At 54.5% G+C, this 11,709-nt stretch carries 11 protein-coding genes; 2 read left to right on the top strand and 9 right to left on the bottom strand.

The genetic code is table 11. The features are described from left to right. Positions 1-384: 384 nt before the first annotated feature. The 4 genes from msrQ to ilvC all read right to left on the bottom strand — a co-directional run bounded on the left by msrQ (position 385) and on the right by ilvC (position 4,072). The gene (msrQ, locus tag AACY09_RS19870) at positions 385-1,008 is read right to left on the bottom strand and encodes a protein-methionine-sulfoxide reductase heme-binding subunit MsrQ (protein ID WP_339490494.1); all 624 of its coding nucleotides are present in this window, start codon (positions 1,006-1,008) and stop codon (positions 385-387) included. Then, positions 1,008-2,021 carry a protein-methionine-sulfoxide reductase catalytic subunit MsrP gene (gene msrP / locus AACY09_RS19865; RefSeq protein ID WP_339490492.1) on the bottom strand — a complete coding sequence of 338 codons (1,014 nt, stop codon included), beginning with the start codon at positions 2,019-2,021 and terminating at the stop codon, positions 1,008-1,010. The genes msrQ and msrP overlap by 1 nt, the downstream gene beginning before the upstream one ends. 63 nt (positions 2,022-2,084) lie before the next feature. After that, positions 2,085-2,900 carry a CDP-diacylglycerol--serine O-phosphatidyltransferase gene (gene pssA / locus AACY09_RS19860; protein ID WP_339490490.1) on the bottom strand — a complete coding sequence of 272 codons (816 nt, stop codon included), beginning with the start codon at positions 2,898-2,900 and terminating at the stop codon, positions 2,085-2,087. 155 nt (positions 2,901-3,055) lie between these two features. Continuing rightward, positions 3,056-4,072 (bottom strand): ketol-acid reductoisomerase, encoded by a 1,017-nt coding sequence (gene ilvC, locus AACY09_RS19855; RefSeq protein ID WP_339490488.1) that lies wholly within the window; start codon positions 4,070-4,072, stop codon positions 3,056-3,058. A 125-nt stretch (positions 4,073-4,197) separates the two neighbouring features. Here ilvC and ilvY point away from each other — a divergent pair, with 125 nt between their 5' ends. Further along, positions 4,198-5,082: an HTH-type transcriptional activator IlvY gene (gene ilvY, locus AACY09_RS19850; protein WP_339490486.1), complete on the top strand. Its 885-nt coding sequence runs from the start codon at positions 4,198-4,200 to the stop codon at positions 5,080-5,082. A 52-nt stretch (positions 5,083-5,134) separates the two neighbouring features. On the opposite strand, the gene ilvN is transcribed toward ilvY, so the two are convergent. Beyond that, positions 5,135-5,626: an acetolactate synthase small subunit gene (ilvN, locus tag AACY09_RS19845; protein ID WP_339490485.1), complete on the bottom strand. Its 492-nt coding sequence runs from the start codon at positions 5,624-5,626 to the stop codon at positions 5,135-5,137. A 2-nt stretch (positions 5,627-5,628) separates the two neighbouring features. After that, complete coding sequence (locus AACY09_RS19840) at positions 5,629-7,353, bottom strand: acetolactate synthase 3 large subunit (protein ID WP_339490484.1); 1,725 nt, start codon at positions 7,351-7,353, stop codon at positions 5,629-5,631. Between the two features lie 406 nt (positions 7,354-7,759). On the opposite strand from AACY09_RS19840, the gene AACY09_RS19835 reads away from it, so the two are divergent. Continuing rightward, positions 7,760-8,200, top strand: a complete 441-nt coding sequence (locus AACY09_RS19835) for a DUF4124 domain-containing protein (RefSeq protein ID WP_339490483.1) — start codon at positions 7,760-7,762, stop codon at positions 8,198-8,200. A 39-nt stretch (positions 8,201-8,239) separates the two neighbouring features. On the opposite strand, the gene AACY09_RS19830 is transcribed toward AACY09_RS19835, so the two are convergent. Genes AACY09_RS19830 through mrcB form a run of 3 tightly spaced genes read right to left on the bottom strand, consistent with a single transcriptional unit; the run spans position 8,240 to position 11,605 of the window. After that, positions 8,240-8,569: a YqcC family protein gene (locus AACY09_RS19830; RefSeq protein WP_339490481.1), complete on the bottom strand. Its 330-nt coding sequence runs from the start codon at positions 8,567-8,569 to the stop codon at positions 8,240-8,242. Continuing rightward, complete coding sequence (locus AACY09_RS19825) at positions 8,569-9,270, bottom strand: tetratricopeptide repeat protein (RefSeq protein WP_339490479.1); 702 nt, start codon at positions 9,268-9,270, stop codon at positions 8,569-8,571. The genes AACY09_RS19830 and AACY09_RS19825 overlap by 1 nt, the downstream gene beginning before the upstream one ends. 16 nt (positions 9,271-9,286) lie before the next feature. Beyond that, positions 9,287-11,605 (bottom strand): penicillin-binding protein 1B, encoded by a 2,319-nt coding sequence (mrcB, locus tag AACY09_RS19820; RefSeq protein ID WP_339490477.1) that lies wholly within the window; start codon positions 11,603-11,605, stop codon positions 9,287-9,289. Between the last annotated feature and the right edge of the window lie 104 nt (positions 11,606-11,709).

Here is an 11,709-nt window from a genome sequence, read left to right as displayed (position 1 = left end):
TTAAGTCTTTCGTCTCAACCGAGGCGCGCATTCTACAGCAGCCTCATTTACTGTCAAGCTATTTTTCGAAGTTCTTTTCCGAAGAAAACCGTTTCTACTCAACCACTTGCGCTATCCGATCAAACCAACTTCTCGTTAGCGGGAGGCGCATTCTACAGCGTTCAAACTCGCTGTCAACACCTCTTTTTCTACCGCCTTCGATCACCGTGGCGATCACTCCAAAAGGCTTTAAAACACCCTTCAGAGCCCGGCGCATTCTACACAACTTTCGTTGCTTTGCAACCCCTATTTTTAAGCTAACTTCTTGTTTTACAAGAGGTTTTCCGAGAGGTCTACGCCGGAAGAGGTGCGCATTATAGGCACCTCAGATTTGCCGTCAAGGGTTTATTGCGGATTTATTACCGGATTCGCTGTTTTCGTTCGAATACGCGGTAAAAGCTTGGCTACAGCCGGCACACGCAAGAGCATCAACGCAGCACCAATCAAGGCATATAGGCTCCATTCCTTCAGGTCAGCCCGGACTATCCAGAGCATATGCAACAAACCCAAGGCCAGAATCCCATATACAGCACGGTGCAGTTTCTTCCAGCGTCGCCCCAAACGCCGCTGACTGTAACGGTTGGAGGTTACTGCGAGCGCCAACAAACCGAGGAAACCAAGGGCCCCTACTATTATATAAGGGCGTTTACGCAACTCGACGCCAAGCTGTGCCCAATCGAGCCCCAAGACAAACACGCAATATGCGCTCAGGTGCAAGACGACAAAGGCAAAGCTCCAAAGGCCCAGTTGGCGGCGAGTAATGACCCAGCCCGACCACCCCGTAAGTTTCTGCAGCGGCGTCATGGCCAGCGTAATAAAGAGCAGGATGAGGGTTCCCAAGCCAAGCCGGTCGACCAGCGTCTTACCCGGATCCGGCCCGAGGGCAAAGGTCCATGCCTCATACAACCAGTACATAGGCACCGCAGCAATCACGACAAACACCAGCAAACGAAAAAGCGGATAACGCATTAGTAGTTAACCTTCAGATCCATACCGGCATATAGCGATGCGACTTCATCGCCATAGCCATTAAACATTAAGGTGTCGCGGACATTGGGACTGAACAAACCACTCGGCAGCCGCCGCTCACGGGCTTGGGTCCAACGTGGGTGATCGACGTTCGGGTTAACGTTGGCGTAGAAACCGTACTCGTCAGCAGCAATCGCCTGCCAGGTACTTTTCGGCTGCTCTTCAACCAGGCTGATACGCACAATCGACTTTATGCTTTTAAAGCCGTACTTCCACGGCACGACTAAACGCAGCGGTGCACCGTTCTGATTAGGCAGCACCCGGCCATACATGCCGACAGCAAGGATCGCCAGTGGATTCATTGCCTCATCGAGGCGCAGGCCCTCAACATAGGGCCAGTCGATCAAGCCAAAGCTCGACTGCTGCCCTGGCAGGTCTTTGCGATCAACCAGGGTTTCAAAACGAATGTATTTTGCCTTGCTGGTTGGCTGCACCTGCTTAAGCAGCGCCGAAAGCGGAAACCCCATCCATGGAATCACCATTGACCATGCCTCTACACAGCGCAGGCGGTAGATCCGCTCTTCCAACTCATAAGGCTTGATGAAGTCTTCCAATGCATAACGACCAGGCTTTGCCACTTCGCCATCAATAACCACGGTCCAAGGCTCGGTTTTCAGTGCAGTTGCATTGGCGGCAGGGTCGCTTTTGTCGGCACCCAGCTCATAGAAGTTGTTGTAGTGCGTGGCATCCTTGAATGGCGTGATCGCCTCGCCTTTAACGGTGACAGCTTGCCACTTGGTGGACTGCAGCTTTTGTTGGAACCACGCAGGGCCATCAATCGCTTCGACATCAGGGTAGCGCGAGGCCTCTTGCGCAAACGACATACCCGGCACGGCCGAAAGCGCCAAGCCAGCAAGAGAGCCACCTAAAAAGGTACGACGAGAAAGGTAAAGCGCTTCAGGGGTCACATCCGACTCTTTGCAAGCGGATGCAGAAGGAACCTTGATCAACATTGGGAACTCCGCGGCTACAGGTAAACATTGACCAGTAGACCACGAAGCCCCATTGAAATTACATCACGCGGCTTTTTTACGGCGACGTAACTGCAACAAATATTGAATCGGCCCCGAAAACGCATAGGCAAGGAAGATGATCAGCAGGATGCGTGGCGGATCACTAAAGATTACGGCAAAACCCAACACCACCGCGAGGATGGCAACAAAGGGTACCCGCCCCTTCAGATCAAGGTCTTTGAAACTGTGGTATTTGATATTGCTGACCATCAACATACCCGCAGCAGCAACCAGGATCGCAACCACGAAGGCCATCTTCGAGCCCTGAATACCGAAATCGCTAAACGCCCAAACAGTGCCCGCAACCACGCCAGCAGCAGCCGGGCTGGCCAAACCAATAAAGTAGCGCTTGTCAGTGCTGCCAATCTGGGTATTGAAGCGAGCCAACCGCAGTGCCGCGCCCGCCACATAGATAAAGGCAACCATCCAACCGACTTTACCTAAACTGCCCAGTGCCCACTCAAAGGCCAGCAAAGCAGGTGCAACGCCGAAGGCAACCATATCTGACAACGAGTCATATTCGGCGCCAAATGCACTTTGGGTATTGGTCATGCGTGCGACACGGCCATCGAGACCGTCCAGCACCATGGCCACGAAAACCGCCGCGGCCGCTACATAGTAGTTGCCGTTCATGGCATTGATGATCGCGTAGAACCCGGCAAACAAATTGGCGGTGGTGAACAAGTTAGGCAGCAAATAGACGCCGCGATGACGAACCTTGCGACCTTCGTCGTCATGGCCCTCTTCTTCGTGTTCATCGACCGGCAAAAGACTTTCTGCGTCGGGAGCCGTATTCGGCTCTTCTGGGCGTTCGCTCATGGGTTTACCTTACAACTGGGTTGAAAATTCAGCGCCTATGGTAACGCGCCGAGCACATTATATAAGCCTATTCATTACGCGCTTTATACCAGAAGGATACGTCATGCATAAAAAAACGCGGCCATAAGCCGCGTTTTTTCATAAGTCGCTAAGACTTAGTTTTTAGCTTTGTCGACGATCTTGTTCGCGGAGATCCACGGCATCATCGAGCGCAGCTGCTCGCCAACCACTTCGATACCGTGGGCAGCGTTGTTGCGACGATAAGCAGTCATCGAAGGATAGTTAGCAGCACCTTCCTGGATGAACATCTTGGCGTATTCACCATCTTGAATGCGCTTCAGAGCGTTACGCATAGCCTGACGGGATTCGGCGTTGATCACTTCTGGACCCGTCACGTACTCACCGTACTCAGCATTGTTCGAGATCGAGTAGTTCATGTTGGCGATACCGCCTTCGTACATGAGGTCAACGATCAGCTTCAGCTCGTGCAAGCACTCGAAGTAAGCCATTTCCGGCGCGTAGCCAGCTTCAACCAGCGTTTCGAAGCCCGCTTTAACCAGCTCAACGCAGCCGCCACACAAAACAGCTTGCTCACCGAACAGGTCGGTTTCAGTTTCGTCTTTGAACGTGGTTTCGATGATACCGGTACGGCCGCCGCCCACGCCCGAAGCGTAAGACAGTGCTACGTTTTTAGCGTTGCCCGAAGCATCTTGGTAGATGGCGATCAGATCAGGGATGCCAGCGCCTTTTACGAACTCGGAACGCACAGTGTGGCCCGGTGCTTTTGGCGCGATCATGATCACGTCGAGGTCGCTGCGCGGAACAACCTGGTTGTAATGAATCGCGAAACCGTGGGAGAAGGCCAACGTAGCGCCCTGCTTGATGTTCGGCTCGATTTCATTCTTGTACAACTGCGATTGGAATTCGTCTGGCGTCAGGATCATGACCAGATCAGCACCCGCAACAGCAGTGGCTACATCAGCAACTTTCAAGCCGTGGGCTTCAGCCTTGGCGACAGTTGAAGAACCTTTACGCAGGCCAACAGTGACATCTACACCGGAGTCTTTCAGGTTGCACGCTTGAGCGTGGCCTTGCGAACCGTAGCCGATAACAGCAACTTTCTTGCCTTGGATGATCGAGAGGTCACAGTCTTTGTCGTAATAAACTTTCATGTTCTTGGCTCTTTTAATCGAAGAATGAGTGGGTGCAAGCACCGCGACTGAGACACTTTAAGTGATCAAACCCATTGCGTAAAATGATATATTTGCAACACAACATGCCGATATATGAAATAACCATGGATAGCCACGCACTTATACTTTTCCTGTCTTTAGCAGACAACCTGCACTTCGGTAAAACCAGCCGCGAGCAGCACGTCAGCCCTTCCGCTCTGAGCCGCAGCATCAAGCAGCTTGAAGACGAACTCGGCGCAACGCTGTTTCTGCGCGACAATCGCTCGGTTCGCCTGACCCGTGAAGGGCAGCAGTTCCGCGAGTATGCCAAAGAGGTGATCAGTGGCTGGCAATCCATGCGTCAGACCTTCAAACAGGATCAACTGATCCTGCAAGGGGATCTCTCGCTGTATTGTTCGGTGACGGCCAGCTACAGCTTTCTCTATGACATTCTCAGCAGCTTCCGCCAGGATTTTCCACGCATTGAGATGAAGCTGCACACAGGCGACGCCGCAAAGGCAGTTGAGCGCGTGCAAGAAGGCCTTGAAGACTTGGCCATCGGCGCCCGCCCCGATAGCCTGCCCGCCGGGGTTGCATTTCAACCCATTGCCCGCTCAGCGCTCTGCTTTATCGGCCCCCAGTCGCCTCAGCTATTAACCGACGAACAGGTCAAGCACCCAAGTGCAGCGAGTTGGCGCGATGTGCCAATGATCCTCTCGGAAGAAAGCTTGGCGCGCACGCGCACTGATCGCTGGCTGAAAAGCCACAACATCAAACCGCGAATATATGCCCAGGTCAGCGGCAACGAAGCCATCGTCAGCATGGTAAGCCTGGGTTTTGGCATTGGCGTAGTACCGCAAATCGTGCTCGACAACAGCCCGTTGACCACGCGCATTCGCACTTATGATATCCAGCCACCACTCACCGCTTACGACATTGGCCTTTTTGCTCTGGAAAAACACCTGAAAGAGCCGCTGATTAATGCGTTTTGGAATCGCCAACGCAGATAAAAAGCTAAAAAAAACCCCGCAAAATCTGCGGGGTCTTTTTAATTCAGCGCAATCAGATGCTCAGTACCTTGTCGCCACGAGCAATGCCGGTAACGCCACTGCGCACAGTTTCCAGAATCGAGGCGGTGCCTACAGCCTGAATAAAGCTGTCGAGCTTGTCGCTCGTACCCGTTAACTGAATCGTGTACACGCTGGTAGTAACATCGACGATCTGGCCACGGAAGATATCCGTTGTGCGCTTGACCTCGGCGCGCTGAGCGCCTGTCGCCTTGACCTTAACCAGCATCAGTTCACGCTCGATGTGCGAGCTCTCTGACAGGTCAACCAGCTTGACCACCTCGACCAGCTTGTTGAGGTTTTTGGTGATCTGTTCGATGACGTCATCATGGCCAGCCGTCGTCAACGTCAGGCGCGACAGGGTCGGGTCTTCAGTGGGCGCTACGGTCAGGCTTTCGATGTTGTAATTACGCTGAGAGAACAGGCCCACCACGCGGGACAATGCACCTGGCTCGTTTTCCAGCAACAGGGAAATAATGTGTCGCATGATTAAGTCCGCTCCGTCTTGCTCAGCCACATGTCGCGCATTGCACCGTCTTTGATATGCATCGGGTAGACGTGCTCACTGGTATCAACCTGAATATCGAGGAACACCAGGCGATCTTTCATCGCGAAGGCTTTTTCCATCATCGGTTTCAGGTCTTTAAGGTCAGTGATGCGCATGCCAACGTGGCCATAGGCCTCGGCCAACTTAACGAAGTCCGGCAGGGACTCCATATAAGAGTGCGAGTGACGGCTGTTGTAGTTCATGTCCTGCCACTGGCGCACCATGCCCAACGCACCGTTGTTCAGATTGACGATTTTCACCGGCAAGCCGTACTGCAGGCAGGTCGACAGCTCCTGAATATTCATCTGGATGCTGCCTTCACCGGTTACGCAAGCAACGTCATCATCCGGGAAGCTCAGCTTGACGCCCATTGCCGCCGGGAAACCAAAGCCCATGGTGCCCAGACCGCCAGAGTTGATCCAACGGTTCGGCTTGTTGAAGCGGTAGTACTGCGCAGCAAACATCTGATGCTGGCCCACGTCGGAGGTGACATAGGCATTGCCATCCGTCACTTCGCTCAGTGTCTCGATCACTGTTTGCGGCTTGATGATGGTGCCGTCACCCTTGTCGTAAGGGAACATGCCGCGATCACCGCGCCATTCTCCAATCTGCTTCCACCAGCTGGCCAGCGCCTCTTTGTTTGGCTTCTCGCCAATTTCCTTGAGGATCGCGACCATCTCGGTCAGTACGCTCTCAACCGGACCGACAATCGGCACATCAGCCTTGATGGTCTTGGAGATCGAAGCCGGATCGATATCGATGTGGATAATCTTTGCATTCGGGCAGAACTTGGCTGGGCCATTGATTACACGGTCATCGAAGCGCGCGCCAACGGCGAAAATCACATCCGCGTGGTGCATTGCCAAGTTGGCGGTGTAGCTGCCGTGCATGCCGAGCATACCGAGGAATTGACGATCCGTACCCGGATAGCCGCCCAAGCCCATAAGCGTGTTGGTCACAGGGAGATTGAGCATCTGCGCCAGTTCGGTCAGTGGCTCAGCCGCATGACCCAAGATAACGCCACCACCGGAGTAGATGATCGGACGCTTGGCCGCGAGCAGGACTTCAGCCGCCTTGCGAATCTGACCTGAGTGGCCGCGCAAAGCTGGGCTATAAGAACGCAGTTTGACCTTCTTCGGGAAGACGTACTCGAACTTCTCGGCCGGATTGGTCATGTCTTTCGGAATGTCGACAACAACCGGGCCCGGGCGACCTGACTCAGCCAGGTAGAAGGCTTTTTTCAACACTTCAGGAATTTCTGAGGCGTGCTTGATCATAAAGCTATGCTTCACGATAGGACGCGAGATACCGATCATGTCGGTTTCCTGGAAAGCATCGGTGCCGACCATGCTGCTCGGTACCTGACCCGACAGAACCACCATCGGAATGGAGTCCATGTAGGCAGTGGCGATACCGGTAACTGCGTTGGTTGCACCGGGACCTGAGGTCACCAGCACCACGCCAGCTTTGCCTGTCGCGCGAGCGTAGCCATCGGCCATATGCGTTGCGGCTTGTTCATGGCGAACCAAAATGTGGTTCACCTCTGGTTCTTTGAACAGCGCATCATAGATATGCAGCAAGGCACCACCTGGGTACCCGTAAATATTTTTAACGCCTTCGTCACGCAAAAAGCGCACGACCATTTCAGCGCCGGATAAAAGCTCCACGTTGATCACCTCTAAACGCCAGAAACCGTCCATAAGGGAACGGTCTAAAATAGGTTTTACTGCTAAGCAGAGCATGAGCGACGGTGGTCGCCGACGTACGTCAGCTACTACTGAGCAAGTATTGGGAACGCCCCAAAGTGTTGCGGGGACTTCCCACCCAGCGCGAGGTAACGCGTTGCGGGTGTTGCAAGGTCGGCGCGGGTGTGCACCTCATCTCTACTGAGCTAAAGCCTGCTTGCGGCTGACTCCACTACAGCGAACGTGGGATTGTTGGGATTGCCGACCTTTAAGTCAAGTAATCTGTGCATGAATCGACAAACTTCTGCTGTGACATAGCGCAGGATGACGCTCTAAGGCTATTGGTTATAGTAATCTTAGGCATCGCAGTACTTACTAAGGAAACAGCATGCGCCGTATGATTCTCACCACCAGCCTGCTACTCGCTTTCAGCTCTGCAGCGATGGCAAGCCAGGTTTATAAGTGGGTTGACGCACAAGGGGTGACCCATTTTGGCGCGCAGCCGCCACAAGGCCAGCAGAGCACTGAAATCAATACCGCAGTGCCGACGCCATCAGGCGAGCCTGCGATAGACGACCCTGCGCCGACCTTCAACGACATCGCTGACCCAGAACAAGCTGAGATCGACAAGAAGGTCAAGCAGGAAGTGGCGGCCAAGGAAGCCGAACGTAAACAGTACTGCACGGATGTGCGAACCAGTCTCGCGCAAATAGAGAACAACCCGCGTGTTCGTGTGGAAATCGATGGGGAAGTCCGGCGGATCAGCGAGGAAGAGCGGCAGAAACGCATTGCTGAAACCAAGAAAGCCATTAGCGAAAACTGCCAGTAAAGCTGGCAGTTTTAAAGCTAAAACAACCTGCGGCGCGACTCAGTTTGCGCCAGTCAGTATTTCGTCAAACTCGCCGAGCAATTTGATTAGCTCGCGCGACTGAGCATTGCCCACCCCATACACCTGCTCCGCCATTGGCTGAATACCGGAGACGTTTGGCAGCGGCGCGCCCTGCTCAAGTATCACCTTCATACGCGGCAAGAAGATCCATTGCAGCCATTGATCAAATGGCATGCTGTCGACGCAAAAAGGTTCATGGCTGGCCATGGCCTCATCGCTGGGCGGCAAATCGGCCCACCACCCCTGCGTGCGCAGTTCGCGCTCGATCAACAGCAACTGCTCAGCTACTTCAAGTGTCCGTGCATCCATTACAAAGTGGCCTTCGCGCGCTCGCGGGCTTGGGCTGCGCCAGCAGCATCACCTTGCTTTTCACGAGCCTGCGCAACCAGATCCCACAAGCTTGCCTGCAGTTGTGGGCGGCCATTGGCATAGCTCAGGCCACGGCGAGCAAACTGTTCGGCTTGCGCCGCATCACCTTGAGCCAGACGGACTTCAGCCAGACGATAAAGCACCTGTGGCTCACGCGGCGCGATACGCTGGGCGCGCTCAAGACTTGAGGCCGCACCGTCCAAATCGCCACCGCCTTGTTGCTGTTGTGCCGTGGTCAACAGCGCCAGCACTGGGCCATCCAATTGTTCATCCGCAGATAAGCCACCTGCAGCACCAGAAGAACTGCCGCTATTGCTGGCAGGCGCTTGCGGCGCACTTGGCTGTGAATAAGGATTCGTCGGCGCCGAATCGGTGGTAATCGGCCCGGTGGTAATTGGGGAAGTAATCAAAGGTTGGCTACCAGAGCCACCAGGGGTGCCCGGGATCATCACCACAACCCCTGAATCTTGCGGCTGAGTTTGTGGCGCATTGGTAGGCGCAGCCCCACCGCCAACGCGATCCATACGATTGGCAGAGGCCGGGGCACCGGAATCCACGACGGGGATCGAGCCATTTGGCACGCTGGAGCAACCGGCCAATACTGCCGAAGCTGTTAATACTGGAATCAACCACTTAATCACGTTATGCCCTCTTCCCTTAATTCATCCAGCCACGAACCCAGTCCATGACCGAGTCAACCGGAGCTTGAATACCACATCCCGAGCCAGGTGCTGGCTCACTGCCGCGAATATACGGCATCTGCACGGCACCCGGGCAGCTAGAATCAGAACCTTGACCCGTCTTCGCATCAACCCATGCCTGAACCACGTTATCAGGTTGCGGCATATCCAACGGCAGCGGATCGGCTTTACCCATGAAACTGGTCCACACCTGCAGCGCGCCAGATGCACCGGTAAGCGGTGTTGGGCCGTTATCGTCACGGCCCAACCAGACAACCGCCAGCACATCCTGACTGAAACCAGCAAACCAGCTGTCACGCGAGTCATTACTGGTGCCGGTCTTGCCTGCCAAGTTCAGCGACCGTGGCAGCGTGCTGTAAACAGAGCGTCCAGTGCCTTCACGCATCACTCGCTGCATCGCGTTTTGCAGCAGGTAAATCGAACCGGCGTCAAAACGTTGTTGAATCTGGAACGGATAGCGTTTGAGTGGCTCGCCTTCTGCCGTCAGCACGCTACGAATACCACGTAATGGCGTATTAAAACCGCCATTGGCAATAGTCTGATACATCCCCGCCACTTCCATCGGGCTCAACGAACCTGCACCCAGCAGCATTGACGGATACGCAGGCCATTCACGCTCAACACCGAGACGCGCCAAGGTTTTGAGTACGTTCGGCACACCCAGTTCCAAGCCTAACTTGGAAGTCGACAGGTTGTAGGAGTGGGCCAAGCCCTGATACAGAAAAATCGTACCGTGGGACTTGCGATCATAGTTCTGCGGACGCCACACCTGGCCATCTTGGCCCTTCACCGAAAACGCTTCATCCTTGATAAAGCTGGTCAAGGTGTACTTGCTAGGCTGCTCCAGCGCAGTCAGGTATACCGCAGGCTTGACCAACGAGCCGATCGGACGCACCGCATCTATCGCCCGGTTGAAGCCGGCAAAGTTACGCTGACGCCCACCCAGCAAAGCCTGAACCTCACCCGTCTCTGGATTGGTGACAACCATGCCCGCTTCAACCTTATCGACACCTTTACGGCCCGACAGCCGCTTGAGTGTTTGACTGAGTGAGTCCTCGGCCTTGAGCTGCATGATCGGGTCAAAACTGGTGAAGATGCGCAGGCCTTCCTCAGTTAAATCTTCATCACGATAATCTTGGCGCAGTTGACGCTTAACCAGATCGAGGAAGGCCGGGAACGAGCCATTCGACATGCTGCCGCGGGTGGTCACACCCAACGGCCGCGCCTTGGCTGCAGCGGCTTGCTCAGGGGTAACCACGCCTTGGGTTGCGAGCAGATCAAGAATCATATCGCGGCGGGTTTTAGCACGTTCAGGATGACGTCGCGGGTTGTAATAGCTCGGCCCTTTGACCATGCCGACCAACAATGCGACTTGCTCCAGGTGCAACTCAGACAATGGCTGGCTAAAGAAGTACTGGCTGGCCAACCCAAAGCCATGCACGGAACGGCTGCCATCTTGCCCCAGGAATACTTCATTGAGGTAAGCCTCAAGGATGTCATTCTTGTCGTAATGCAGTTCCAGCAGCAAAGCCATCATCGCTTCCGTGGCTTTGCGTGTGAGGCTACGCTCGTTAGTCAGATAAAAGTTTTTCACCAACTGCTGGGTCAAGGTACTGCCGCCCTGACGCAATTGACCAGACGAGGCATTTACCCAGATAGCACGGGCAATGGATTTGGGCGACACACCATGGTGATTGAAGAACTCGCGGTCTTCCACTGCCACCAAGGTCTCCACTAAATAAGGTGGGACCTGATCCAGCTTGATCAGCACCCGGTCTTCACGCTGCGCAGGGTACAAACCGCCAATCAGCATCGGCTCCAGACGCGCCACCGCGAGCTTGCCGCCGTTAGCCTTCGCCAGGCCAGCCACATAGTCACCCGAGAACCGCACATTCACATGCTGCGCAGGCTCAGCACCTTCATAAAACTGAAAGCCCCGCGAATACAGCTCAATGCTGTTACCCGAAACTGAAACCCCACCCGGCCCGTCAACGGTTTTTTCACGGCGATAGCCCAATGCATCCAGTTCTTTAAGGAAGTCACTCTTCGCCAGTTTTTCACCGACGAACAGCTCCAGAGGTCTGGCATAGACCTTGGCGGGCACAGTCCAACGCTTGCCGGAGAATTTCTCTTGGACAACTGCATCGAGGTAAACCGCAAAGCCTGCAAACACCACTAAGCCAACTAAACCAAGCTTTACAGCCCAGCCAAGCCAAGGACGAGTGCCGCGCGAGCGACGTTTAGAACGGGAACGGGAAGATTTAGGTCGAGTCATGGCGCGGCATTATACGCATTTTACCGGGCGCAAGCAGGAGCCGCCCGCCAGTTTGCAGACTGACGTTCAGAGGCCATAATGAGCGCCACTATTTGTCGTTTAAA

Origin of the sequence: Pseudomonas sp. EL_65y_Pfl2_R95 (assembly GCF_963971045.1) — a bacterium.
Taxonomy (GTDB): domain Bacteria; phylum Pseudomonadota; class Gammaproteobacteria; order Pseudomonadales; family Pseudomonadaceae; genus Aquipseudomonas.
The sequence above is the reverse complement of the archived record's forward strand: the minus strand, read 5'-3'. Positions and strand labels throughout refer to the sequence as shown.